At 70.8% G+C, this 23,588-nt stretch carries 23 protein-coding genes and 1 rRNA gene; 8 read left to right on the top strand and 16 right to left on the bottom strand.

Translation table 11 applies throughout. The features are described 5' to 3' along the window. Positions 1 to 179: 179 nt before the first annotated feature. Positions 180 to 296, top strand: a 5S ribosomal RNA gene (gene rrf, locus ACFYOU_RS05395). A 96-nt stretch (positions 297 to 392) separates the two neighbouring features. Here the strand turns inward: rrf and ACFYOU_RS05390 are convergent. The 8 genes from ACFYOU_RS05390 to ACFYOU_RS05355 all read right to left on the bottom strand — a co-directional run bounded on the left by ACFYOU_RS05390 (position 393) and on the right by ACFYOU_RS05355 (position 10,802). Further along, a complete protein-coding gene (locus ACFYOU_RS05390; RefSeq protein ID WP_391303744.1) occupies positions 393 to 1,061 on the bottom strand; it encodes a response regulator in 669 nt (222 codons plus the stop codon). After that, entirely contained in the window at positions 1,058 to 2,404 is a 1,347-nt protein-coding gene (locus ACFYOU_RS05385) for a histidine kinase (RefSeq protein ID WP_391303743.1), read from the bottom strand. The genes ACFYOU_RS05390 and ACFYOU_RS05385 overlap by 4 nt, the downstream gene beginning before the upstream one ends. Positions 2,405 to 2,735: 331 nt before the next feature. Then, on the bottom strand, positions 2,736 to 4,472 hold the full coding sequence (locus ACFYOU_RS05380) for a type VI secretion protein (protein ID WP_391303742.1): 1,737 nt from the start codon (positions 4,470 to 4,472) through the stop codon (positions 2,736 to 2,738). A 145-nt stretch (positions 4,473 to 4,617) separates the two neighbouring features. Then, the gene (locus tag ACFYOU_RS05375) at positions 4,618 to 6,027 is read right to left on the bottom strand and encodes an ATP-binding protein (RefSeq protein ID WP_389767842.1); all 1,410 of its coding nucleotides are present in this window, start codon (positions 6,025 to 6,027) and stop codon (positions 4,618 to 4,620) included. 249 nt (positions 6,028 to 6,276) lie between these two features. Continuing rightward, entirely contained in the window at positions 6,277 to 7,830 is a 1,554-nt protein-coding gene (locus ACFYOU_RS05370; RefSeq protein ID WP_391303788.1) for an SCO6880 family protein, read from the bottom strand. An 11-nt stretch (positions 7,831 to 7,841) separates the two neighbouring features. Beyond that, entirely contained in the window at positions 7,842 to 9,122 is a 1,281-nt protein-coding gene (locus ACFYOU_RS05365; RefSeq protein WP_391303787.1) for a hypothetical protein, read from the bottom strand. A gap of 166 nt (positions 9,123 to 9,288) precedes the next feature. Further along, on the bottom strand, positions 9,289 to 10,158 hold the full coding sequence (locus ACFYOU_RS05360; protein ID WP_391303741.1) for a hypothetical protein: 870 nt from the start codon (positions 10,156 to 10,158) through the stop codon (positions 9,289 to 9,291). 335 nt (positions 10,159 to 10,493) lie between these two features. Next, positions 10,494 to 10,802, bottom strand: coding sequence for a hypothetical protein (locus tag ACFYOU_RS05355; RefSeq protein WP_385490204.1), 309 nt, complete (start codon positions 10,800 to 10,802; stop codon positions 10,494 to 10,496). Positions 10,803 to 11,234: 432 nt separating this feature from the next. Between ACFYOU_RS05355 and ACFYOU_RS05350 the strand changes: the two genes are divergently transcribed. Further along, on the top strand, positions 11,235 to 12,260 hold the full coding sequence (locus ACFYOU_RS05350; RefSeq protein ID WP_391303740.1) for an NlpC/P60 family protein: 1,026 nt from the start codon (positions 11,235 to 11,237) through the stop codon (positions 12,258 to 12,260). A 396-nt stretch (positions 12,261 to 12,656) separates the two neighbouring features. Then, on the top strand, positions 12,657 to 13,358 hold the full coding sequence (locus ACFYOU_RS05345; protein ID WP_389767837.1) for a phosphatase PAP2 family protein: 702 nt from the start codon (positions 12,657 to 12,659) through the stop codon (positions 13,356 to 13,358). Positions 13,359 to 13,391: 33 nt separating this feature from the next. On the opposite strand, the gene ACFYOU_RS05340 is transcribed toward ACFYOU_RS05345, so the two are convergent. Then, positions 13,392 to 14,981 (bottom strand): FAD-binding protein, encoded by a 1,590-nt coding sequence (locus ACFYOU_RS05340; RefSeq protein WP_391303739.1) that lies wholly within the window; start codon positions 14,979 to 14,981, stop codon positions 13,392 to 13,394. A 148-nt stretch (positions 14,982 to 15,129) separates the two neighbouring features. Then, positions 15,130 to 15,309: a hypothetical protein gene (locus ACFYOU_RS05335; RefSeq protein WP_391303738.1), complete on the bottom strand. Its 180-nt coding sequence runs from the start codon at positions 15,307 to 15,309 to the stop codon at positions 15,130 to 15,132. Between the two features lie 135 nt (positions 15,310 to 15,444). Here ACFYOU_RS05335 and ACFYOU_RS05330 point away from each other — a divergent pair, with 135 nt between their 5' ends. Next, the gene (locus ACFYOU_RS05330) at positions 15,445 to 16,287 is read left to right on the top strand and encodes a hypothetical protein (protein WP_391303737.1); all 843 of its coding nucleotides are present in this window, start codon (positions 15,445 to 15,447) and stop codon (positions 16,285 to 16,287) included. Between the two features lie 166 nt (positions 16,288 to 16,453). Then, positions 16,454 to 16,657 (top strand): hypothetical protein, encoded by a 204-nt coding sequence (locus tag ACFYOU_RS05325; protein WP_391303736.1) that lies wholly within the window; start codon positions 16,454 to 16,456, stop codon positions 16,655 to 16,657. Between the two features lie 78 nt (positions 16,658 to 16,735). Here ACFYOU_RS05325 and ACFYOU_RS05320 read toward each other — a convergent pair whose 3' ends face one another. Continuing rightward, positions 16,736 to 17,125 carry a metal-sensitive transcriptional regulator gene (locus ACFYOU_RS05320; protein WP_385490130.1) on the bottom strand — a complete coding sequence of 130 codons (390 nt, stop codon included), beginning with the start codon at positions 17,123 to 17,125 and terminating at the stop codon, positions 16,736 to 16,738. A gap of 218 nt (positions 17,126 to 17,343) precedes the next feature. On the opposite strand from ACFYOU_RS05320, the gene ACFYOU_RS05315 reads away from it, so the two are divergent. Both ACFYOU_RS05315 and ACFYOU_RS05310 read left to right on the top strand, forming a co-directional pair. Then, positions 17,344 to 17,964, top strand: a complete 621-nt coding sequence (locus ACFYOU_RS05315) for a DUF47 domain-containing protein (RefSeq protein WP_385490127.1) — start codon at positions 17,344 to 17,346, stop codon at positions 17,962 to 17,964. A gap of 5 nt (positions 17,965 to 17,969) precedes the next feature. Continuing rightward, positions 17,970 to 18,968, top strand: coding sequence for an anion permease (locus ACFYOU_RS05310; protein ID WP_385490124.1), 999 nt, complete (start codon positions 17,970 to 17,972; stop codon positions 18,966 to 18,968). A gap of 63 nt (positions 18,969 to 19,031) precedes the next feature. On the opposite strand, the gene ACFYOU_RS05305 is transcribed toward ACFYOU_RS05310, so the two are convergent. Beyond that, positions 19,032 to 20,024, bottom strand: a complete 993-nt coding sequence (locus ACFYOU_RS05305) for an asparaginase (protein WP_391303735.1) — start codon at positions 20,022 to 20,024, stop codon at positions 19,032 to 19,034. A gap of 61 nt (positions 20,025 to 20,085) precedes the next feature. After that, positions 20,086 to 20,718 (bottom strand): ABC transporter substrate-binding protein, encoded by a 633-nt coding sequence (locus ACFYOU_RS05300; RefSeq protein ID WP_391303734.1) that lies wholly within the window; start codon positions 20,716 to 20,718, stop codon positions 20,086 to 20,088. A gap of 183 nt (positions 20,719 to 20,901) precedes the next feature. Between ACFYOU_RS05300 and dtd the strand changes: the two genes are divergently transcribed. Continuing rightward, positions 20,902 to 21,327, top strand: a complete 426-nt coding sequence (gene dtd, locus ACFYOU_RS05295; protein WP_391303733.1) for a D-aminoacyl-tRNA deacylase — start codon at positions 20,902 to 20,904, stop codon at positions 21,325 to 21,327. 50 nt (positions 21,328 to 21,377) lie between these two features. Here the strand turns inward: dtd and ACFYOU_RS05290 are convergent, their stop codons facing one another. The 3 genes from ACFYOU_RS05290 to ACFYOU_RS05280 all read right to left on the bottom strand — a co-directional run bounded on the left by ACFYOU_RS05290 (position 21,378) and on the right by ACFYOU_RS05280 (position 23,579). Further along, positions 21,378 to 22,349 carry a YgfZ/GcvT domain-containing protein gene (locus ACFYOU_RS05290; protein ID WP_391303732.1) on the bottom strand — a complete coding sequence of 324 codons (972 nt, stop codon included), beginning with the start codon at positions 22,347 to 22,349 and terminating at the stop codon, positions 21,378 to 21,380. A 34-nt stretch (positions 22,350 to 22,383) separates the two neighbouring features. Further along, a complete protein-coding gene (locus ACFYOU_RS05285) occupies positions 22,384 to 22,863 on the bottom strand; it encodes a transcriptional repressor (RefSeq protein WP_391303731.1) in 480 nt (159 codons plus the stop codon). A 143-nt stretch (positions 22,864 to 23,006) separates the two neighbouring features. Then, positions 23,007 to 23,579, bottom strand: coding sequence for an FABP family protein (locus ACFYOU_RS05280; protein ID WP_385490107.1), 573 nt, complete (start codon positions 23,577 to 23,579; stop codon positions 23,007 to 23,009). Positions 23,580 to 23,588 lie beyond the last annotated feature (9 nt).

Raw genomic sequence — 23,588 nt, 5'->3', positions numbered from 1 at the left:
GTTGATAGGCCAGATATGGAAGCCGGGTGACCGGTGGAGTTGACTGGTACTAATAGGCCGAGGGCTTGTCCTCAGTTGCTCGCGTCCACTGTGTTGGTTCTGAAACCACGAACATCCAACACATCCTTTGATCCCCGGTTTGGGTGGTTGGGGTGTGTGCGGTGTGTGTTTCGTAGTGTTTCGGTGGTTATAGCGTGAGGGAAACGCCCGGTTACATTCCGAACCCGGAAGCTAAGCCTCACAGCGCCGATGGTACTGCAGGGGGGACCCTGTGGGAGAGTAGGACGCCGCCGAACAAATTTTGAATGAGAAGGAGTGGTTCCCCGGCCTTAGGGTCGGGGAACCACTCCTTTTTTGTTGCCCTCTTTGAGGCGACGAGAGTGTGGATGCGATCAGGAGGGCTGCACCAGCTTGGTGTCGTAGGCCAGGATCACGGCCTGGATGCGGTCCCTGGCCCCGGTCTTCGCGAGTACGCGGCCCACGTGGGACTTCACCGTGGACTCGGCCAGATGCAGCCGCGCGGCTATCTCCGGGTTCGTCCAGCCCCTGCCGATGACGGTCAGGACTTCCAACTCCCGTTCGGTGAGCGAAGCGATGCGCTCGTCGACCTTGTCCTCTCCCTGCTCGACGTCGGAGGGGAGGTGCTGCACGTATGCGTCGAGGAGCCGCCGGGTCAGGCTCGGTGCGACCACCGCGTCCCCTGTTGCCACGGCGCGTATGCCGGAGAGCAACTCCTCGGGGAGGGCGTCCTTGACGAGGAATCCACTGGCACCCGCCCGCAACCCCGCGTACGCGTACTCGTCCAGGTCGAACGTCGTGAGGATCAGGACCCGGGTGGGTGCGCCGGCGGCGACGATGCGGCGAGTGGCGCCGATTCCGTCGAGGCCGGGCATGCGGATGTCCATCAGAACGACATCGGGGCGCAGCAGCGCGGTGAGACGGACGGCCTCACTTCCGTCCGCGGCCTCGCCCACGACCGTGATGTCGTCCTGACTCTCCAGCAGCATGCGGAAACCGAGTCGCTGCAAGTGCTGGTCGTCGGCGATCAGAACGGAGGTCACGTCGCGGCTTCCTTGGGTAGGGACAGCAGGGCGTGGACCCGCCAGCCGATGGAGTGGCCCTGCTCGTCGGTGACGGGACCGGCGTCGAGTGTCCCCTGGTACAAGGCGGTCCGCTCACGCATGCCCGCCAGCCCTCGACCGGAGGACGGTGTACCGGGCGGGACGAACGGACCGGGCGGACCGGGCGGACCGGCGGACGGTTCGGTACCGGGTAACGGGCCGCCGCCGGGCGTGCCGCCGGTGTCGGTGACGGTGATGCTGACGAGTCCGCTCTCGTACCGGACCCGCACCTCGGCCGCGGCTCCCGGGCCCGCGTGCTTCATGGTGTTGGTGAGGGCCTCTTGGACCAGCCGGTACACGGTGAGTTGGAGGCCGGGTGGGACGGAGCGGGAGGTGTCCTGGACGGTGGTGCGGATGGGCAGCCCAGCGCTGCGTACGCGTTCCACGAGCGCGTCGAGGTCCGCCAGGGCCGGCTGCGGGGACAGCTCGGGGCCGGCCGCGGCAGGCGGGTCCTCACGCAGTACGTCGAGCAGCCGCCGAAGCTCTGACAGTGCCTGCCGACTGGTGCTCGCGATCGCTTGGAGCGCTTCTCCGGCGCGCTCCGGCGACTTCTTCGACGCATAGGCTCCGCCGTCGGCGAGTCCGGTGATCACGGACAGGTTGTGGCCGATGATGTCGTGCATCTCTCGTGCGATGCGTGTGCGTTCCGCGGCGGCGGCCAGACGTGCTTGCTGGTCCCGCTCGATCTCCAGTCTGCGGGCCCGTTCCACCAGGGCATCGGTGTGTTCGCGGCGACGGCGTACGACCGTTCCCAGGAGAGCGGCCATGACGCCCGCCCACAGTGGTTGGGCGACGGACTGGGACCAGCTCACTTGGGAGAAGCGGAGCGCTTCGGTGACCAGCGGTGCCGACAGCAGGGCGAAGGACCACCACAACATGCGGAAGGGCAGCCGGAGCGTGATGTGGAAGAGGACGAGGAGTTGGAGGAAGGCCGCCTGGAAGAAGGCCCCCGAGAGGGAGTTGGCGAAGGACACCACGGTCGTGCACATCAGAACGGCGAAGGGGTGGGTCCGGCGCCAGAACAGCGGCACCGTGAACCCGAAGGTGAGGAACAGCATCAGCCAGCCGGGCTGCTGGGGTTCCAGGGCCACCGTGCGCCATCCGCCGCCGAGGTAGTCCGTGAGGGCGGCGCATACCCAAGCGCCCGTCACCAACCCGTCCCAGAGGTACGGGCGGTGCAGGTCGACGGAGCGACCGGCCTGCTGCACCCTGTGGATGACCTGGGTGTGCACCGGGGGCGGCCGAGTGGTGTCGACGGTGTCGTACGTTCTTGTCGTGCGCACCTGACCATCGTCGTACGGGGCGGGCCCGCCGCACATCGCACCACGGTCGTGGAACACCTCCCCCGGACCTCGTACCCGGGTACTACGGACACCGATACCGGAGGGGTCAGCGCACCGGCCGGTTCCGGGGCTCAGGGAGTACCGCAGTACGAGCTGAAGTCGCTACGCCAGTGTGATGTCCCCTGACCCTCCACCATGGTCCTCTTCTCCTGCCCGGGTACGAGCCCGAGCGTTCCGAGTGAACCGCTCACCACGGTCCACGGGAGCGAACCGGTCCAGGAGAGAGGTGCACCGATGACGACGGCGAAGTGGCCGGTGCCGGAGCAGCGGATCAGGCGGGAAGTTCGTCCTCGGGCCAACGGGCCCGGGCCTGCTCACGGGAACGCAGGAGCGCCAATGTCGGCAGCCCCCGCTCTTTCCCCGCCGCGAGCAGGGAGGGCAGTTGGGGGAGGGGCGCGACCGCCGCCACATCGTCGAGGACGAGGGCGAGTGGTGGGTCGAGCCGACCGGAGGATGACCGTTCGGCCATGCGCCGGCCGTGCTCGACCACGCTTGAGGCCAGAGCCGTGAGGAGGGGCATGGCTCCGGGGCGGAGCTTGGGATCTTCGATCGCCTCGCCCACCAGATAGATCGTGCCCCCTTCGGACACGAAGGAATCCAGTGCGAGCCCATCAGTTCTGTTGGGTGTGCACGCCTCACGGACGTTCACGGTGAAGAGGGAGGAGAGAGTACGCGCCGTCAGCTCCTGTGCCATGTCCCGTCGTTCGGGGTGTGCGGTGAGTGCCGCTTCCAGTTCGCCCGCACTGCCGGACGCAGCCTTGGGGTTGGTGCGCAGGGCGCGAACCGCCTCCTGGACCTGATGTCCCTGTGCCCACCGGTGGACGTGACGGAACTGCCGTCCGTCGACCGCGGCGGCGTGGAGGAAGCAGCGCATCAGGGTCTCGGCGGTATCGGCCACCGCCGCGTCCAGCTTCGCGGTGGGCCTCGTCGGAGCGAGTAGTGCCCTGGCCCGCTGCGCTGCCGTTTCCCGGTCCTCGCAGCCGCTGCTCGGTGACCAGTGCAGGCGGGCCGGGGTGTCACAGAGATGAAGGGGGTCGTAGAGGAGGACGGGGCCCAGTTTGGCGCGGGCGTCCTTGGTGTCTTCCCACAGGGCGGGAGCGGAGGTGATGACGAGCGCGGGACCCTCCGCGTCTCGCACTGCCTGAGCGGCTACGGGATGGCGGTCCTGCGGGGGCCCAAGGAACAGGGGACCGCGTGCGGACGGTACGGAGGCGTGGACGGGGGCACCGGAGCCGGGCCCGGAGCCGTTCGGCCCGGTGGGTGGCACGGCGCCGCTCGTGGACGGTGTGCTGTGTGCCCGGTCCGACGCATCGGCTTCGGCGGCGACCAGTGCTTGGGCTTGCGCCTGCTGAGGTTCCGGCAGCTCGCTGAGCGGGGTACCGGCAGCACGAGGGGGGTGGGGGAGGGGGGTGGGGGGAGCCCCCCGGAGAGGCTTCTCCAAACCGTGCCGCTCCCCCGCTCCCCCCGCATACCGCTCCCCGTTCCGACCCCCGGGAACGCCGCCCCCTCCGTGCTGCCGAAGTTCGCCGTACTCGTCCTCGTGGGCGCTGTAGCGGTTGTGGGAGCCGTGGGAGCCGTGGTGGCGGGCGACCTTGCGGGCGTGGGCACGTTCGGCGCGGGTGAGGCCGGTGCGCAGGCGCGCGACCAGTCCCATCACGAGGAACCCGGCGACGACGAGCAGGGCGGTCTGGACCGCGAACAGGGTCCAGAACAGCTCGTGTCCGGAGAGCTGCTCGGCGGGGGTCGCGGGCCAGGCCCCGGTCACGTCCTGGGGGTTGGTGATCAAGTGGCGCAGCGCGGCGGGAGTGTTGTCGAAGGTGATCGCGGTGGGCCAGGAGCCGTGTGCCAGTCGGCCGGCGAGTCCGGTGGAGGACCAGATGAGCAGCGTTGCGCAGAGGAGGGCGGCGAGGCCGCCCACGAGGAGGGAGTCGGGCACTCCGCGTCCGCCCGGCCCGCGGTCACCGTCGTCGTACGGGGCTCCGTACCTCCTGTGGTCATGCCGGGACATCAGGACACCGTCCGGTTCCGCATCGCTCCTGCCCCTACGATCGCTCCTGCCAGTCCTGCCAGTCCTGCCAGTCCTGCCAGTCCTGCCAGTCCTGCCAGTCCTGCCAGTCCTGGCAGCGCTGCCGGGGTTCGGGCCGGGGTGCGGGTCATGCGACGGTCGATTCGGACGGGTCGCCCCACTGTTGTTCCACGAAGGCCGCGGCGCGGTGTTCCGCTTCGAGTTCCGCGGCGTGCAGGGCCTCGTCGTGGGTCGCGGAGGATTCGGTCATGGCGCGGTCGGTGAAGACGAGGGGGCGTTCGGCCTCGGTGACCAGGTGTTTGACGACCTGGACGTTGCCGTTGACGTCCCAGACGGCGATGCCCGGGGTGAGGGTCGGGATGATCTCGACGGCCCAGCGGGGCAGGCCCAGCACCCGGCCGGTGGCCCGGGCCTCGTCGGCCTTCTGGGCGTAGATGGTCCGGGTGGAGGCCATCTTCAGGATGGCCGCGGCTTCCTTCGCGGCGGCGCCGTCGACGACGTCGGACAGGTGGTGGACGACGGCGATGAACGAGAGGCCGAGGCGGCGGCCGAACTTCAGCAGCCGCTGGAAGAGCTGGGCGACGAAGGGGCTGTTGATGATGTGCCAGGCCTCTTCGACCAGGAAGATGCGTTTCTTGCGGTCGGGGCGGATCCAGGTGTGTTCCAGCCAGACGCCCACGATGGCCATGAGGATGGGCATGGCGATCGAGTTGCGGTCGATGTGGGAGAGGTCGAAGACGATCAGCGGGGCGTCCAGGTCGATGCCGACGGTGGTCGGGCCGTCGAACATGCCGCGCAGGTCACCGTCGACCAGGCGGTCGAGGACGAGGGCGACGTCGAGGCCCCAGGCACGGACGTCGTCGATGGCGACGTTCATGGCCTGCGCGGATTCCGGTTCGGGGTGGCGGAGCTGTTCCACGATGTCGGTGAGGACCGGCTGCCGGTCCAGGATCGTTTCGTTGACGTAGGCGTGGGCGACCTTGAGGGCGAAGCCGGACCGCTCGTCGAGCCCGTGTCCCATGGCGACCTCGATGATGGTGCGCAGCAGGGCGAGCTGTCCGGTGGTGGTGATCGACGGGTCGAGCGGGTTGAGGCGGATGCCCATGTCCAGGGCGGCCGTCGGGTCGAGCCGGATGGGCGTGATGCCCAGCTCCTGTGCGACGAGGTTCCACTCGCCGACGCCGTCCTCCCCCTGGGCGTCGAGGACGACGACCTGTCGGTCCCGGAACCGGAGCTGCCGCAGGACGTAGGTCTTCTCCAGGGCGGACTTGCCGTTGCCGGACTCGCCGAGCACCAGCCAGTGGGGCGCCGGGAGCTGCTGCCCGTACAGCTGGAAGGGGTCGTAGATGTAGCCCTTGCCGGAGTACACCTCGCGGCCGATGATCACGCCGGAGTCGCCGAGGCCGGGTGCGGCGGTCGGCAGGTAGACGGCCTGCGCCTGGCCCGTGGAGGTGCGCACGGGCAGTCGGGTCGTCTCCACCTTCCCGAAGAGGAAGGCGGTGAACGCGTCCGTAAGGATGGACAGCGGGTCCCGCATCAGTTCATCAGCTCCCGTCCACACACATCGCCCTGTCCCCGCTCATCGCTCGTCATCGGTGGGTCCGGTTCACGTTCGCTGGCCTGGTTGGCGTGTTCACTGACCTGGTTCGTGTTCGCTGGGTCTGGTTCGTTTCCTGGACCCGGTCCATGTGCACGGCCTGGTCGTTCTCGTGGTGCGGGCCCTCCGTGGGGTGCAGGGCCGTGGGGTGGGGTCGGGTCCGTGGTGGTTCCGGCCGGGGTGGTTCGGCTATTTGCGGATGCCGGTGGCGAACGGCAGGGTGTTGACGAAGGCGCGGTGGTGTTCGCGGTCGCACCACTCCAGCTTGAGGTACGACTTGCCGGCGGAGGCGCGGATGGTGCGCTTGTCGCGGGCGAGGGCCTCGGGGGAGCGGGCGGACACGGTGATGTAGCCGACGAGGTTGACGCCGGCGGCGCCGGAGGCGAGGTCCTCGCCGCGTTGGTCGAGTCGGGAGTGGGCGGCGATGTCCCGGGGGTCGACGGTGCGGTTCATCTTGGCGGCGCGGCTGGCGTCGGCCTCGTCGTTGGTCTTCTCGGTGAGCATGCGTTCGATGGCGATCTCGGTGGGTTCGAGGTCCATGGTGACGGCGACGGTGCGGATGACGTCGGGGGTGTGCACGAGGAGCGGCGCGAGGAAGTTCACGCCGACGGGGGTCATCGGCCATTCCTTCACCCAGGCGGTGGCGTGGCACCAGGGGGCGCGGGTGCTGGACTCGCGGGTCTTGGCCTGGAGGAAGGTGGGTTCGACGGCGTCGAGTTCGGCGGGCCAGGCGTTGCGTTTGGTCATGGCCTGGATGTGGTCGATGGGGTGGTCCGGGTCGTACATGGAGTGCACGAGGGAGGCGAGGCGGCTCTGTCCGAGGGGTTGGCGCAGCCGGATGTCGGCTTCCTGGAGGCGGGAGCAGATGTCGGTGAGTTCGCGGGCCATGACGACGGCGAGTCCGGCGTCGCGGTCGAGTTTGCGGCGGCCGGTCTGGGCGCGGGCGGCGCGGGCCATGGCGTTGGCTTCGGCGGCGAGTTCCCGGCTGTGGTGCATGCAGGCGACGAGGTAGGCGCGGTGTTGTTCGCTGCTGGTGGACACCATGGACTGGAGTTGTTCGTAGGAGTCCTGGAGCCAGCCGGGGGCGTGGGTGTCGCCGCGTTGGGCGACGTCCTTGGCGTGGGCGTCGGGGTCGGCGGGCAGGGTGCGGGCGAGCATCTGGATGCGGGTGACGAAGCCGTCGCCGTTGGCCACGTGTTTGAGGAGGGTGCCGAAGCGGTCGACGAGGGCTTCTTGGTCCTCGGAGTCGCGCAGGCCGACGCCGGGGCCTTCGATTTCGATGGCCGCGGTGATGGTCTTGCGGTCGGCGTGGAGGAGGACGGCGATCTCGTCGGGTCCGAAGGGTGCGGAGAGCCAGGCGATGCGGCCGATGCCGGGCGGCGGCCCGATTTCGACTTCGTGGCCGTCGACGCTGATGCCGGCTTCGGGGGCGGCGGAGCGGTAGGTGGTGCCCCGCTTGAGTTGCCGTTTGAAGCTGCGGTCGATCTCGAACCACTTGTAGAAGGTGCGCCGTTTGTAGGGGACGTAGACGGTGGCGAGCGCGAGCAGGGGGAAGCCGAGGAGCAGCACGATCCGTAGCGACAGCACGGGGACGAGGAGTCCGCTCATCATGCCGATGAAGGCTCCGGCGATGATGAGGGCGATCTCGCCGGTCTCGCGGTTGCGGCCGACGACGGCGTTGGGCCGGGCGCGGCCGATGAGATAGGTCCGGCGGGCTGCGGCCGGGTGGGACGCGTGGGACAGCGATTCGGTCGTCAACGTCCTTCACCTCCCGTGCGGTTGGTGCTGGCGTGCGGGCTGTTCATAGGGCTGGAGCGGGGTGCGGGTGCGGAGGCGGGGGTGGTGCCGCCGCCTTGCCCGCTCTGTCCGCCCTGGCCGCGGCTGCTGTGGGCGGCGACGCCTCCGCTGACCGGGTTGCTGGGGCGGGGGGGTGCTCCGCCGCCGCCGTGGTCGGCGCGGGTGCTGTGGGTCTTGATGCCCTGGGAGACGAGGGCGGCGGGGGAGCTGATGACGGCGGCGGCGCGGCTTTCGGCGCCGTGTTGGATGCGGTTGTTGCGGGAGTTCGCGATCTCGTCGCCGAAGCCGGGGACGAAGCGGTAGATCATGGCGCTGGCGAAGATGGCGAGCAGGATGATCGCGAGTCCGGAGACGACGGCGGAGAACGCGTCGGGTCCGTCGTCGGAGCTGGAGAGGGCGCCGGCGAGGCCGAGGACGATCACGATGACGGGTTTCACCAGGATGACGGCGATCATGATGCCGGCCCAGCGGCGTACGTGGCCCCACAGGTTCTTGTCGACGAGCCCGGCGTAGACGACGGTGCCGAGGAGCGCGCCGACGTAGAGGAGGGCGGCGCGGATGACGAGTTCGAGCCAGAGGACGCCGGCGGCGAGGACCGAGACGAGGGAGACCACGATCAGCATGATCGGTCCGCCGCCGATGTCGTCGCCCTTGGTGAGGGCTTCGGAGAACGAGCCGAAGAACACGTCGGTCTGGCCGCCGGTGGCCTTGGCGAGGACGTCGGTGACCCCGTCGGTGGCGGAGACGACGGTGTAGAGGATCAGTGGGGTGAAGGCGGAGGCGATGACGGTCAGCCACAGGAACCCGACCGCTTCGGACAGCGCGGTGCCCATCGGTACTCCGCGGACGGCTCGTTTGGCGACGGCGAGCAGCCACAGCAGCAGGGTGAGGATGGTGGAGGCGGCGAAAACGACGGCGTACTGCTTGAGGAAGGTGGGGTTGGTGTAGTCGACCTCGGCGGTTTCCTTGACGGCCTCGGACAGCTTGTTCACGGTCCAGGCGGCGGCGTCGGCACAGCCCTTGGCGAGGGCGTTGAGGGGGTCGAGGGCGTCGCCGAGGGTGTCCGCGGGATTGTCGGAGGAACCGCTCCCGCCGCCCTCGTCCCGGTTGCCGTCCTCGCAGTAGTCCCTGGCGGGGCCCTGGATGAGGTCGCAGTTGTCGTCACTCTCCGACGGCGACGGCGACGGCGACGGAGTCGGGGCGGCGGTGGCGGGGGTGGCCGGCAGGAGAACGGGCAGGAGGGCGGCGGCCGGCGCGGCGAGGAACGCGGTGGCGGTCCGGGACGCGCGACGGTGGGTCCGTCCGGTGCGGGGCGCGGTGAACGCGCGGGCTTCCGGTTCCCGGGTGAGCGGGGCGCCGGGGCGTCCCGTTCCGGGTGGGGTGCCTGTCCGCACAGGTGAACGGCTACCGGGCATAGGTGAACCCTCCGTACCCCTCGACTGCCTTGGCGATGTCCTCCGCGCTGGACGCCCGGTTGTCGCCGGGGACCGGTGCGGGTCCTTGCTTCTGGGAGTGCGTGGCGACCTTCCAGTCGCCGTCGGTCCACTCCAGGTTCAGGGTGAGGGTGAACCAGGTGTGGGTGACGGGGTTGGTGGAGCCTTCCCCGGCGAGGCCGAGGAGTCCGCTGCACCAGACCTCGACGGTGGCCCGGTCGCCCTCGGTGCTGGTGGCTTTGGTGCCGATGGGGGTGGTTCGGGACACGAAGGTGTATCCGGTGGGGGTGGTTCCGTCGTCGTTGAGGCCGACGGCCCGGTGGAAGTCGGGGGAGTACGCCTTGTCCAGCGTGGAGGCGAAGCCGGACACCTTGGAGGGGACGATGATGGTGCGCAGGACCGCGGACCGTTTGGTCCGGTCGAACATGTCCGCCGACCCGAGTGCGACCGCGTAGTTCGCGGCGGCCGACTGCGCCCCCTGCGCATCGCGGGCGAACCCGGTGGCGATGCCGGACTGCTGGGAGTCGACGGGCCGGGTGCCGCTCGCCGCGGTGGAGTCGGCCTGGGGCCGCTCGGTGTCGGGGCGGGCCGACGACGGTTCGTCACCGCCCCGGTTGGCGAAGGCGATCGCCGCGATCAGGAGGACGACGATCCCGACGACGGTGACGAGGCCGCGGGACGAGGAGCGGACGGGTCTGCGGGGCCCGCCCTGGCGGTCGTCGGCGTAGTCGGGCAGTCGGGTCCGGGTCTGGCCGCTGCCGCCGGGCCCGGACCGTGCGTACGGATCGGCGTGGCCGTCGCCGCGGCCGGGGTCGCCGTAGGCCCCCTCGTCCGGACTCATCGCGGGTGGGTCCCCTCCGTGTCGTGCCGGTCGCCGTCACCGGTAGCGGTGCGGGTACGGGTGTCCGTACCGCGTGACGCGTCCCCGTACCAACCGGTTCCGTGGCCGGTGCGTTCGCGCGGTCCGGTGCCCCCGTGCCCGGGTGTGTCGCCGGGGTGGGCACGGGGTCGTGCGGGTGTTCGCGGGGACGCGGTGTGGTGACGTGGCATCAGGGGACGCAATCTCAGCGGCGGACGGGTGGGCGGGGGCGGCCGGGGCGTGCCCCCGCGTGCGTCCCACCGGTGGGTGCGGGTCGCAGGGCGCGGCGTCGGGGGTGCGGTGGCGGGGTCACACGGTCAGACGGCCATTCCGTACACGATGGTGAAGACCGTGCCGAGTGATCCGATGATGAAGACACCGGTGAGGCCCGCGACGATGAGTCCCTTGCCCTGCTCCGCGCTGAAGGTGTCGCGCAGTGCCGTGGCGCCGATGCGCTGCTTGGCCGCGCCCCAGATCGCGATGCCCAGACACAGCAGGATGGCTGCTGCCATCACCACCTGGATCATCACCCGTGCCTCGTTGCCCAGGCTCCCGAAGGGACCCCAGTCCGGGGCGATCCCGCCGATGATGGTGGTGATGTCGCCCTTGTCGGCTGCCCTAAACATGTAACTCACCGCCCCTGTATGGGTAGTTCCCGAACCCCCTGCGAGGGTGCAGAGGTCACGCTCATTCTCGCTGACGAATCCGCCTCAGCATGTCGACTTGGCGTCTTTGGTCGGCGGGTTTCGTACAAATTATTGTTCACCGGCTCTCGCGGGGGCGTGAAACGGCATACAAGGGACTGCTTGATCACTCTGTGTATCATGCGGTGTCACGCCGGGCAATGATGGCCTTGCGCAACCTCACATCTGTTGGGTCGTTAGACCCTTTTCCCCTCCGTGGCGTGCCCTGCACCTGTTGCGGGTGTGCGCCGGGCGGCCCTCATGGTGCGTGCAAGGGCGCATCGGAGCGGTCCGCACCCCCTCGTTGCGCTCCTGTCGGGCCGTGGTGCCGGGCCTACACTGGCCGACGGCGGACTCGCCGGCGCTGAGGAGGGGTTGACGGTGCGTAGGGCGCGTGGGGCCTGGATCGTCGCCGGTGCCCTCGTCAGCGGTGGGATCGGGTTCGTGATGCTGCTGGTCGTCGCCACGTTCCTGGCCGCGGGGAACCTCGCGGGCGGTGGTGGTGGGCAGGGCGTCGGGCTCGCGAAGGGCGCGGTTCCGGCCGCGTACCAGCCGCTGGTGGAGAAGTGGGGCAACCTGTGCGCCGCGATCAACCCCGCGTTGCTCGCCGCCCAGCTGTACCAGGAGTCGGGTTTCAACCCGAGGGCGCAGAGCCCCGCGGCGGCGCAGGGCATCGCCCAGTTCATCCCCGGCACCTGGGCGACGCACGGCGTCGACGGGGACGGGGACGGGGACCGGGACGTCTGGGACCCGAAGGACGCGATCCCGTCGGCGGCCTCGTACGACTGCGCGCTCGCCAAGTACGTGAAGGACGTGCCGGGCGACCCGACGAAGAACATGCTCGCCGCGTACAACGCGGGCCCGTACGCCGTGATCAAGTACGGCGGGGTCCCCCCGTACCGCGAGACCCAGAACTACGTGAAGATCATCACCAGTCTCCAGGAGAGCTTCGCGCGGCCGGTCGGCCGGGTGGAGCCCTCGCGGCAGGCGGCGGGGGCGATCCACTACGCGCAGGGGAAGCTCGGTACGGACTACCTGTGGGGCGGTACGGGCACGGCCGCGCAGGGCGGGCGCTTCGACTGCTCGGGGCTGACGCAGGCCGCGTACCGGAGTGTGGACATCGAACTGCCCCGGGTCGCCAACGACCAGTACAACGCCGGGCCGCACCCCTCGCGGGACGAGCTGCTCCCCGGTGACCTGGTCTTCTTTTCGGACGACCTCACCAACTCGCGGGCCATCCGGCACGTGGGGATCTACGTGGGAGGCGGGTACATGATCGACGCGCCGAGGACGGGTGCCGTGATCCGGTTCACCCCGATCGATACGCCGGACTACTTCGGGGCGACCCGGGTGACCCAGGACGGCGCGGAAGCGTTGCCGACGCGCACCCCGTCGACCTGAGGAGACCCGTCGTGACCAGGGGCGGGGCGGCGTGTCGGGCGGTCGCGGAGGCGTGTGATGATGAAGATCCGCACGCATCGAGTGGCCGGAATCCTCCCTCCGCCGCCCGTCCCTGAGCTGCGATGACGAATCTCTCTTGGGTAACGTCTCAGTGATCTTTCGGTTGAGAGCGGAACGCGTCCCCGGGGGTTGTGCGTTCCTCGTGTACGTGGACCCCGGGGCCGTCTCGGACACCGGAGCGGGAGACCGCCCCGGCCGGGACCGAGGGACGGGCAGCCGCCGGACGGACCGGCGGTGACCGTCCGACGTGACACGAGGATCAACGGGGGTTGGTCGGTGAGGCGCACAGCCGGGTGCGCCCGCAGTAGCGATGCATGACGAAGGGGCCGCGGCACCATGGCTGGACTCGAAGACTCCGGGTCGAACCCCGATGTCAGCCTGCTCTACGAGATCAATGGCCTGGCCAAGGACGCCCCGACCTGGTTCGACGACGTCATGCACTACGTCGGCGAGTACGGGCTGATGTTCGCCCTCGTGCTGCTCGGGGTGTGGACCTGGTGGAAGCTGCGGGCCCGCGCGGGTTCGCTGGACGAGGCCGCGCAGTCGGCCGCCGCCGTCATCTGGGTGCCCCTGGCCGCCGCCATCGCGGTCATCGTCAACATCCCCATCCGCGGCTTCGTGGAGCGACCGAGACCGTTCAACGACCACGAGGGTCTGGAAGTCCTCATCGAGGGCAAGACGGACTACTCCTTCGTCAGCGACCACTCCACGCTCGCCATGGCCATGGCCGTCGGCATCTTCATCGCGCACCGCAAGTACGGGCTGATCGCCATCGTGATGGCGTTCTTCGCCGGGGTGTCCCGCATCTACATGGGCGTGCACTACCCCACCGACGTCATCGGCGGATTCGCCCTCGGCACGGCCGTCGCCCTGCTGCTCGCACCGCTCGCCGCGATGCTGCTCACCCCGCTCACCCGGGCGGTCGGACGCTCCCGGCACGGCTCCTGGCTGATCGCGCCCCGCTCGGTCACCGATGTTTCCCGTGAAACGTCCGGCACCCCCGGCTCCCGTTCCGAGGAACGCGACCTCGCCGCCTGACGCCCACACCGGGGCGTACCGGGGACGGCGGCGCTACAGGGACTGCGGGAAGGTGAAGAAGCCCGACGGGTCGTACGCGACCTTCACCGCCCGCAGCCGTCCGGCCGCCGCCCCGTAGTAGGCGGTGCGCCAGTCGGTCAGCGCGGCGTCGGTGTAGTTCTGGTACGCGGCACCGGAGGCGTACCGCCGCATCGCGGTGTGCGTTCCGTCGAGCCAGCCCGACGCCGCGGTGCCCGCGGTTCCCGCCGCCCAGGACACCAGGTACTGGGCCAGCACCCGGGAGCGACGGTGGACGAAGGCCGTCGCGGTCGGGGCGACCCGGTTCACGGCTCCGCCCAGCGCGGTCAGCGAGATGCTCCCCGCCCCGCCGCGCACCCCCTCGATCCGGCCGAGCAGGGTCCGCACCCCGGCCTCGGACAGGGACCGGTCGAAGAAGTCGGACCGGGCCGCATAGGTCTCCCGGCCCAGCGCCCCCCGCGGGGAACGCCCCGGGACCTCCCCCGGCAGTCGGCACTGCACCGCCTCGCCGAAGCCCGAGCAGCCCGCGTACACCTCCATCGCCGCCGCGTACGACAAGCGCCGCAACCGGACGCTGCTCGCCGAGGCGCCGATCCGGTCGGCGAGCCGGTCCACCGCGTTCTGGAGCTCGCCGTACGTACCGAGCGAGAAGCAGTTGACGGCCACCCGCGGGGCGCCGCCCGGCGAGCGGTCCAGGTGCAGCGAGGACCAGATCTCGTCGGGCTGCCCGGGTCCCCACGCCTGCCACGCCTTCAGGACGGCCGCCGCCCGGGCCCACGGCCAGGTCAGTCGGCCCGAGACGGCACGAGGCGCGGGACGGGTGCGGAAGCGCAGTTCCGTGACGACGCCGAAGTTGCCGTTGCCGGCGCCGCGCAGCGCCCAGAACAGATCGCGGTTCTGCTCCCGGTCCGCGACCCGCTGCTTGCCGTCGGCGGTGACGATCCGCGCCCCGACGAGGTGGTCGCAGGTCAGCCCGTAGGCGCGGGACACCACGCCGTGGCCGCCGCCCAGGGCGAGCCCGCTGATGCCGACGGTCGGACAGGAGCCGGCCGGGACGGTCACCCCCCGGGCGGCGAGCGACCGGTAGACGTCGATGAGCTTGGCCCCCGCGCCCACGACGGCATCGGCGCCGTCCGCGCGGATCCGGGACAGCGCGGACACGTCGACGACCAGCCGCCCGTTGCCGGAGGACCAGCCGGCGTACGCGTGGCCGCCGCTCCGGATCGCCACCCGCATCCGCCGGGCCCGGGCGTACGCGAGGACGGTGCGGACGTCCTGTTCGTGCCGCACGTAGGCGACGGCGGCGGGGCGCAGCCCGTCGAACCGGGTGTTGTAGAGGATCCGGGCGCTCTCCCAGACGCGGTCGCCGGGCCGTACCAGCGTCCCGTCGAGGTCCTGCGCCAGGTCCCGCCACCGTGCGGGGACCCTGGTGGGCGCCGCGCGGGAGGCGGAGGCGAGCGTGGCGGGTGCGTCCGTGCTCGGGGTCGGGGAGGTGCGGGTGCTGCCGACCGCTGCTCCGTCGTCGCGGGCGCCACCGCCCGTGCAGCCCGCCAAGGTCGTCACCGTGAGCGCCGCGCCCGCGCCGATGAAACCGCGCCGTTCCATGTCCGCCTCCCCCCGGGGCCCGGTCGGCGGCACGCGGTGTGCGTCGTCCCGCCGACCGTCCGGCGTGCGACCGCCCGCCCCCACGCCCGTTCGTCCGTCACCCCCGTAGAGCTGCGGCGGTGCCGTTCGGTTCCCGGGCGGGGCGGGTTCAGCACAGGGGGCCGGCCGTGTGCCCCTCGGCGTCCGAACGGGCCTTGCTCCGGGCACGGCGGGCCGCGCCGCGCCAGCCGCAGCTACAGCGTGCGGTGACGAAGCGGCCCTGCTCCACGGTGGTGGTGCGGTGCTCCGCGGCGGTGGGGGGTTCGGTGAGATCCAACTCGTGCGCCACGGTTCCACGGTAGCGCCGCGGGGGCGCGGTGCGAACCCGAGCGTGACGGGCGCCGGGACACGTCGTTAGGCGGAACGACACAGCACGGTGCCCTGACTCGTATCGACAGCTTCTCGACAGCCATGGGGGTCGGCGATGGTGGTGCGGCAGTACAGGCGGAGCCCGGGCGCGGTCGTCGCGGCCGTCGCCGTGACGGGGCTGCTCGCCGGGACCACCGGCTGCACCGGGACCGGGGTCGTCACCGGGCAGTTGCCCCCGGCCGACCCGGTGGACGCCGTGCACCGGGCCGCCGCCCGGCTGGTGGGCGCGGGGACCGCCAAGGCCCGCACCGCGATGGACATGGCGACCGGCGGTACGCGGGTCACCATCCGCGGCGAGGGCGTGTACGACTTCGCGCGGCGGCTCGGTCGGTTGCGGGTGGTGCTGCCGCAGGACCCCACCGGAAGCCCTCGTCAGCGCCCCATCACCGAACTGTTGGCGCCCGGCGCGCTGTACATGAAGAACCGGGGGGCCGGGGTGCCCGCCGACAAGTGGGTCCGGGTCGACACCGCGTCCGTGTCCGACGGGAACCTGGTGACCGGCGGCGTCACCGATCCGTTCGCCGCCGCCGAGCTGCTGCGCGGGGCCCGCGCGGTGCGGTACGTGGGGCAGACCAGGGTGGCGGGGACGCCGGTGCAGCACTACCGCGGGACCGCGGACCTCGCGCGGGCGGCGGCCGTGGCGTCCCGCGAGACGAGGAGCGCCCTCGCCGCGGCGGCCAAGGGCTTCTCCACCCGGGAGGTGCCGTTCGACGTGTACCTCGACGAACAGGGGCGGGTGCGGAAGGTACGGCACCAGTTCAGCTTCGTGAACGAGCGGCACGCGGACGCGGTGGCCGTCGCGTCTACGACGCTGCTGTTTGGATTCGGCGCACCGGTCGACGTACGGCTGCCGGACGCGGGGGACATCTACGCGGGAAAGATCGCGGAAGGGGCGTGAACCGGTGCCGCACGCGCGGAGTGCACGGCGCGCGAGCCTTGGCGGGACGCGGGAGGGCGCAGAAGGGGCGTAGTCGTCAGGGCGGGGCGGAAATGGTCCGTCCGTGCCATGCGCGGTGTGTAGTCGCTGCCTACTCTAGGAAGTCGGTGGCGGCCAGGAAGAGGTGATGTGTGTGGCTCCGTCCAGTGGAACGGCAGTGCAGGACCACGTCGCTCTTGCTGAGATCGAGCTGTGCGGCGAGTTGATCATCGCTGCGAGTGCGTCGCACGAGGAGCGGTTGAGCGCGGCCCTCATCGACGAGGTGCTGCGGGTGCGCAGTGCGGCGCACGAGGAGCCGGTCGTCGGCAGGACCGACGGCCGGACCGGGTGACCGCACGGCGTACGGCGTTCGCCCGACCGCGTGCCGGTGTCGAGCCGCACCGGTACGCGGTCGGGGCCGCCGTAAGGATCAGGTGCGCAGCAGCCGGGCGATGGCCTTCGACGCTTCCTCGACCTTGTCGTCGATCTCCGAGCCGCCCTTGAGGGCCGCATCGGCGACGCAGTGCCGCAGGTGCTCCTCCAGGAGCTGGAGGGCGAAGGACTGGAGGGCCTTGGTGGAGGCGGACACCTGGGTGAGTATGTCGATGCAGTAGGTGTCCTCGTCCACCATCCGCTGCAGGCCGCGGACCTGCCCCTCGATCCGCCGCAGCCGCTTGAGGTGCTCGTCCTTCTGCTTGTGGTAGCCGTGGATGCCGAGGTCGTGGTCGGTGATCAATTCCGTGGTCCCCTCGGTCGCCGCCGCGCTGGATCCGGAGCAGCAGGCGCCGGTCGTCGTCGAGTCGGTGTCGGTGCTCGCCATGGCGTCCTCCGTACTGTCGCCGCGCGGAGCGGCAGCCTCAAGGTTGTATACCCCTAGTGGGTATATGGTACCGAACTTTTCCGGGTACGGGACGGTTGGACGGACCCGGTGCCGTCCGGTGCGTTCCATGAGCGACACTGGTGGAACGCCGGTTAGCGTGACTGGATGATGCGCCTGGCATCAGCCTGACCGAAACCACAGCATCCCGAGGACCCCACGTGCGTTTTCGTCTGACCCCCAGGGAGACGAGCTTCTACGACATGTTCGCCGCGTCCGCGGACAACATCGTCACCGGCTCGAAGCTCCTGATGGAACTGCTCGGGGCCGACGCGTCCGATCGGGCCGAGATCGCGGAACGGATGCGCGCTGCCGAGCACGCGGGCGACGATGCCACCCACGCCATCTTCCACCAACTGAACTCCTCGTTCATCACGCCGTTCGACCGTGAGGACATCTACTCCCTCGCTTCTTCCCTCGACGACATCATGGACTTCATGGAGGAGGCCGTCGACCTGGTCGTCCTCTACCAGGTCGAGCAGCTGCCGAAGGGTGTGGAGCAGCAGATCGAGGTGTTGGCGCGGGCGGCCGAGTTGACGGCCGAGGCGATGCCGCACCTGCGCACGATGGAGCACCTCACCGAGTACTGGATCGAGGTCAACCGGCTGGAGAACCAGGCCGACCAGATCCACCGCAAGCTGCTCGCCCACCTCTTCAACGGCAAGTACGACGCCATCGAGGTGCTCAAGTTGAAGCAGATCGTCGATGTGCTGGAAGAGGCCGCCGACGCCTTCGAGCACGTGGCGAACACGGTGGAGACCATCGCCGTCAAGGAGTCCTGACCTCCGTGGACACCTTCGCGCTGGTCGCGACCATCGGGGTCGCGCTGTTCTTCACGTACACCAACGGGTTCCACGACTCGGCGAACGCCATCGCCACCTCCGTCTCCACCCGGGCGCTGACGCCCAAGGCCGCGCTGGCGATGGCCGCGGTGATGAACCTGATCGGTGCGTTCCTCGGCAGCGGGGTGGCCAAGACGGTCAGCGAGGGGCTGATCGAGACGCCGCACGGCAACAAGGGGATGGGCATCCTCTTCGCCGCGCTGGTCGGCGCGATCATCTGGAACCTGGTGACCTGGTACCTCGGGTTGCCCTCGTCCTCCTCGCACGCCCTGTTCGGCGGCATGGTCGGCGCGGCGCTCGCGGGCGGCACGGACGTCATCTGGTCCGGGGTGTTCGACAAGATCGTCATCCCGATGTTCCTGTCGCCGCTGGTCGGGCTGGTGGTGGGCTATCTGGTGATGTGCGCGATCCTGTGGATGTTCCGGCGGGCCAACCCGCACAAGGCGAAGCGCCACTTCCGGATCGCGCAGACCGTCTCGGCGGCGGGCATGGCCCTCGGGCACGGTCTCCAGGACGCGCAGAAGACGATGGGCATCGTCGTGATGGCCCTCGTGATCGCGGACGTCCAGGCGTCCGGCGACGAGATCCCGGTGTGGGTGAAGATCGCGTGTGCGGTGATGCTGTCGCTCGGCACCTACGCCGGCGGCTGGCGGATCATGCGCACCCTGGGGCGGAAGATCATCGAGCTGGACCCGCCGCAGGGGTTCGCGGCGGAGACCACCGGTGCGGCCATCATGTTCGGCTCGGCGTTCCTGTTCCACGCGCCGATCTCCACGACCCATGTGATCACCTCGGCGATCATGGGGGTCGGGGCGACGAAGCGGGTGAAGGCGGTGCGCTGGGGGGTCGCCAAGAACATCGTCCTCGGCTGGTTCATCACCATGCCCGCGGCGGCGCTGAGCGCCGCGCTGAGCTTCTGGGTCATCCAACTCGGCTTCGGCTGACCTGACCTGGCCTGACCGGGCCCCGGCGCCGGAGCCCCCGTGACGTGGCCCCGGCGGCGGGGGTCAGAACGCGGCGCGCACGGCGCCCACCTCGGCGGCGCCGCCGGTGAGGGGCGCCCGGCCGATGCGGTCCACCACCTCGTCGTGGACGTCCAACTGGTGCAGCACCCGGGCCAGGACCGGACCCAGGGCCCGCCCGCCACCGTCCTCGATCTTGAAGGCGAGGGCGCGCCCGTCGGGCAGCGCCACCGCCTGCACGGCCTCGGCGCCCATCTTCGCCAGCGTCCCCGGCACCGCCCGCATCAACCAGGTGTCGGCCCGCCGGGTCCCCGCCACGTACTCGGGGTGGCTGCGCATCGCGTCCGCGACCTGCCGCTCCGGCGACCCCTGGGGCGCCCGCACGAAGGAGCGGAACGCCCGGGCGAGCCCGGTCAGGGACAGCGCGAACAGCGGCGCCCCGCACCCGTCGGTGCCCGTCGCCGCGACGCCCTCCCCGGCGGCGTCCTCGACCGTGTCGCGCACCAGGAGCTGGAGCGGATGGTCCGGGTCGAGGTAGGAGTCGAGCGGCCAGCCGTTGCGCAGACAGGCGGCGAGCATCGCCGTGTGCTTGCCCGAGCAGTTCATGGTGACCCTCTTCCGGGTGCCGCCGGCCGCGAGGTACGCCTCCGCCTCCGTCGCGTCGAGCGGCAGGTCGGGCGGGCACTGGAGCTGGTCCTCGGTGAGCCCGTACTCGGTGAGCAGGGTGCGCACCAACTCCAGGTGAAACGATTCTCCTGAGTGGCTGGCGGCGGTCAGGGCGAGCCGCCGTCCGGTGAGCGGGACCCCCGCCCGCAGGATCGCGGCGGCCTGCATCGGCTTGTTCGTCGACCGGGGGAACACGGGCGCGTCGGCGTCCCCGAGCACCCGTTCCACCCCGCCGTCCGCGGCGAGCACCACCAGGTGCCCCCGGTGCCGTCCCTCCACGAAGCCGGACCGCACCACCTCGGCGAGCATCGGCGGCACGTCGGGCCGCGGTTCCGGGGACGTCACGGGGTTGGGTACGGGGCTGGTGGACATGGCAGGTGGCCTCCGGGGGACGGCCCGCGACCGGCCGCCCGGGATCGCCGGGCCGACGGGGTCAGACGAGCAGGTCGTCGACTTGTGCTTCGCCCTCACGGTACCTGCGGGCGATCTCCGCGCTGCACTCGTCGGTGGTCCGCTGGAGGGTCTGTCGTCGTCCTGACACCTGCTGTTCGTACTGGACGAGCCGCCCCCGGGCCTCCCGCAGCTCCTGGTCGGTGCGGGCGGCGAGGTCGGACAGCTCGACCTCGCCGAGCATCTCCGCGGCGAGCCGCCGGTACTCCTCGCCGTGCGGGGTGCCGAGGGTGACGTGCCGGGCGGAGGAGCGGTGCCGGGCGGGCTGGTCGGCGAGGATCTCGGACAGCCGGTCCACGACGGGCGCCTTGGGCGCGGTGCGCCGGCCGAGTTCCGCGCACAGGATGTCGATGCGGCCCTGGAGCAGCCGCCGCACGTAGCTGAGGTCGGCCTCGTCCCGTTGGGCGTCCCGGCGCAGCCCGCGCAGTTCGGGCAGGGTCAGCGCGGTCAGGTCGGGGTGCGGCAGCCGTTCGAAGAGCGGGGTCTGGGCGGTGCGCTGGGCGGGTGGTCGCGCGCCCGTCCGCACGCCGCCCTTCACGGTGCTTCTCGTCCGCGGGCTCGTCCGGGTCAGTGACACGGGTACGGGCTGCTGGCGCCCGGTACTCGGTGTGCTCATGTGATCGTTAACCGTCCCCTCGACCGGTGCGGCCTACCGCCTGGGAAGCATCGTGCCACCCCGAGTGGGCGCTATGTGACCGAGTGCCCCCGATCGGCCCCGGATGGGGGGTTCGGGAGCATGCGAGTGCCCCCGGATGGGCGTGGGGGCACACGACCGGCGGGTGCGGGCATGATGGTGCGCATGCGAGCGGTGGTGCAGCGGGTGGACGGGGCGGACGTCGTCGTCGAGGGCGAGACGGTCGGGGAGATCGACGGGGAGGGCCTGTGCGTCCTGGTGGGGGTGACCCACGGGGACACCCCCGAGCAGGCGGCGCGGCTGGCTCACAAGCTGTGGACGCTGCGCATCCTCGACGGGGAGCGGTCCTGCTCGGACACGGGCGCCCCGCTCCTGGTGATCAGCCAGTTCACCCTCTACGGGGACGCCCGCAAGGGCCGGCGGCCCACCTGGAACGCGGCGGCCCCCGGTGAGGTGGCCGAGCCGCTGGTCGACGAGGTGGTGACCCGGCTGCGCGAGCTGGGGGCGAAGGTCGCCACGGGGCGGTTCGGCGCGTCGATGCGGGTGTCCCTGACGAACGACGGCCCGTTCACCGTACTGCTGGAGGTCTGAGCCCCGCGGTCCGGCGAGGCGCGCCGGACCGGACCACGGGTCCCGGGTGTTCAGGGGGCGACGACGGTCTCCTGGGCCGCGGCGGTGGTGTCCGCGAGGAGGTCCGCGTCGACGGGGACGTTCCGCTTGATCAGCGCGAGGGCGATCGGCCCCAGTTCGTGGTGGCGGACCGAGGTGGTGACGAACCCGATCGCGCGCCCGTCGGGGCCGTCGGCGGCGCGCCGCAGCTCGGTGCCGCGGGGCGGGAGGTGCACCTCGCTGCCGTCGAGGTGGAGGAAGACCAGCCTGCGGGGCGGCTTGCCGAGGTTCTGCACCCGGGCGACGGTCTCCTGACCCCGGTAGCAGCCCTTCTGCAGGTGCACGGCGGAACCGATCCACCCCAGCTCGTGCGGGATCGTGCGGTGGTCCGTCTCGAAGCCCAGCCGGGGCCGGTGGCCCTCCACCCGCAGCGCCTCGTACGCGAGCACGCCCGCCGCAGGGCCGAACGGGCCGCTGCCGGAGAGGTCCGCCAGCCGGGCGCGCGGCAGGAACAGGTCCCGCCCGTGGCCGGTCTCCCGGACGACGACGTCCTCGGGGACGGGGGCGATGGACCCGGCGGGCAGATGGACGACGGCGAACTCGTCCGTGCGGTCGGCGACCTCCACCCGGTAGAAGAACTTCATCGACTCCAGGTACGCGATCAGCGCCTGCTGCGTGCCCGGTTCGACGTGCACCCACACCGTCGTGCCGTCGTCGACGAGGTACAGGGCGTGCTCGATGTGTCCGTTGGCGGACAGCACCAGGGCCTCGGTGGCGCGGCCGGGCGGCAGGTCGCTGACGTGCTGGGTGAGCAGCAGGTGCAGCCAGGCCAAGCGGTCGTCGCCGGTGACGGTGAGGACCCCGCGGTGCGACAGGTCCACGAAGCCGGTGCCGTCGGCGAGGGCGCGCTGTTCACGGAACAGGTCGCCGTAGTGGCCGGCGACGCCTTCGTCCACGCCTTCGGCGGAGACGGCACCGGGCAGCGACAACAAGGGGCTCTTCATATCCACTCAGGGTACGACCCGCTGCGGCCCGGGATTATTTCCCGGTGGTGTCCCTGTCCTCGTCGGCCACCGGTTCCGGGCCGGCCGTCGCTTCCGGTGCGGTGCGGCAGTCCCCGCACCGTCCGAAGATCGCGAAGTGTTTCATGTCGGTGTCGAAGTCGAAGGCGGTGTGCAGCTTCGCGGTGAACTCGTCGGCGACGGTCACGTCCGCTTCGATCACGCCCGAGCAGTCCCGGCACACCAGGTGCAGGTGGTGGTGGCGGGCGGCGAGGTGGTAGGTCGGCGCCCCGTGCCCGAGGTGGGCGTGGCTGACCAGCCCCAGTTCCTCCAGCAGCTCCAGGGTGCGGTACACGGTGGAGATGTTGATCCCGGACGCCGTCTTGCGCACCTCGCACAGGATGTCGTCGGGCGTCGCGTGCTCCAGCGTGTCGACGGCCTCCAGCACCAGCTGCCGCTGCGGCGTCAGTCGATAGCCGCGGCGCCGCAGGTCGGCCTTCCAGTCGGTGCTCACCACGCGACCAGTGTAGGCAGGGCCGGACGGGTCGGGGTCCGGCCGACGCGATCCCCCCGGGACGCTGGCGGAAACACGACGGCCCCGGCGCGAGGGACTCGTGCGCGGGGCCGTCGGGGTTGCCGTGGGCCGTGGGGCCGGTGGGGCTACTTGAAGAAGGCGATGCCGTCGTCGGGGAGGTCGCCGAGGTCCTTCGCCCAGTTGGCGACGTCCTCGGGGCTGACGACCTTCTTCAGATGCGCCGACATGTACGGGCGCAGCGGGACGTCGGGCGTCTGCTTCTCGCCGACCCACATCAGGTCGCTCTTGACGTAGCCGTACAGGCGCTTGCCGCCGGTGTAGGGGCCGGACGCCGCGGTCCGGGCGACCGCGTCGGTGACCAGGTCGATCTGCGGCTTCTTGTCGGCCAGCTCGCCGTACCAGATCTCGACGACGCCGTCGTCCCGGACCATGGTCACCTCGACCTTGCGGTCCGCGTCGATGCGCCAGAAACCGGCCTCGGACTCCAGCGGCTTCACCTTGTTGCCGTCGTTGTCGAGGATCCAGGTGTGGGAGCGGTACTCCAGGAAGTCCCGTCCGTCGTGGCTGAAGGTGACCTCCTGTCCGAAGTTGGCCTTTTCGGCCCCGGGGAAGTCGGTGACGCCCGCGCCCGCCCAGTTCCCGAGGAGGAACGCGAGGGGGACGAGGTCCTTGTGCAGGTCGGACGGGATCTCGATCATGAGCGGAGG

The organism is Streptomyces sp. NPDC005955 (assembly GCF_042871255.1).
In the GTDB taxonomy this organism is placed as follows: Bacteria; Actinomycetota; Actinomycetes; order Streptomycetales; family Streptomycetaceae; genus Streptomyces.
This window is presented reverse-complemented; position numbering and strand designations above follow the sequence as displayed.

Excerpts from the sequence above, each read along its gene's own strand:
- ACFYOU_RS05380 (WP_391303742.1), bottom strand. The coding sequence starts at position 4,472 with ATGTCCCGGCATGACCACAGGAGGTACGGAGCCCCGTACGACGACGGT.
- ACFYOU_RS05330 (WP_391303737.1), top strand. The coding sequence starts at position 15,445 with ATGGTGGTGCGGCAGTACAGGCGGAGCCCGGGCGCGGTCGTCGCGGCC.
- ACFYOU_RS05340 (WP_391303739.1), bottom strand. The coding sequence starts at position 14,981 with ATGGAACGGCGCGGTTTCATCGGCGCGGGCGCGGCGCTCACGGTGACG.
- ACFYOU_RS05280 (WP_385490107.1), bottom strand. The coding sequence starts at position 23,579 with ATGATCGAGATCCCGTCCGACCTGCACAAGGACCTCGTCCCCCTCGCG.
- ACFYOU_RS05375 (WP_389767842.1), bottom strand. The coding sequence starts at position 6,027 with ATGCGGGACCCGCTGTCCATCCTTACGGACGCGTTCACCGCCTTCCTC.
- ACFYOU_RS05305 (WP_391303735.1), bottom strand. The coding sequence starts at position 20,024 with ATGTCCACCAGCCCCGTACCCAACCCCGTGACGTCCCCGGAACCGCGG.
- dtd (WP_391303733.1), top strand. The coding sequence starts at position 20,902 with ATGCGAGCGGTGGTGCAGCGGGTGGACGGGGCGGACGTCGTCGTCGAG.
- ACFYOU_RS05300 (WP_391303734.1), bottom strand. The coding sequence starts at position 20,718 with ATGAGCACACCGAGTACCGGGCGCCAGCAGCCCGTACCCGTGTCACTG.
- ACFYOU_RS05320 (WP_385490130.1), bottom strand. The coding sequence starts at position 17,125 with ATGGCGAGCACCGACACCGACTCGACGACGACCGGCGCCTGCTGCTCC.
- ACFYOU_RS05290 (WP_391303732.1), bottom strand. The coding sequence starts at position 22,349 with ATGAAGAGCCCCTTGTTGTCGCTGCCCGGTGCCGTCTCCGCCGAAGGC.
- ACFYOU_RS05345 (WP_389767837.1), top strand. The coding sequence starts at position 12,657 with ATGGCTGGACTCGAAGACTCCGGGTCGAACCCCGATGTCAGCCTGCTC.
- ACFYOU_RS05355 (WP_385490204.1), bottom strand. The coding sequence starts at position 10,802 with ATGTTTAGGGCAGCCGACAAGGGCGACATCACCACCATCATCGGCGGG.
- ACFYOU_RS05325 (WP_391303736.1), top strand. The coding sequence starts at position 16,454 with ATGTGTGTGGCTCCGTCCAGTGGAACGGCAGTGCAGGACCACGTCGCT.
- ACFYOU_RS05360 (WP_391303741.1), bottom strand. The coding sequence starts at position 10,158 with ATGAGTCCGGACGAGGGGGCCTACGGCGACCCCGGCCGCGGCGACGGC.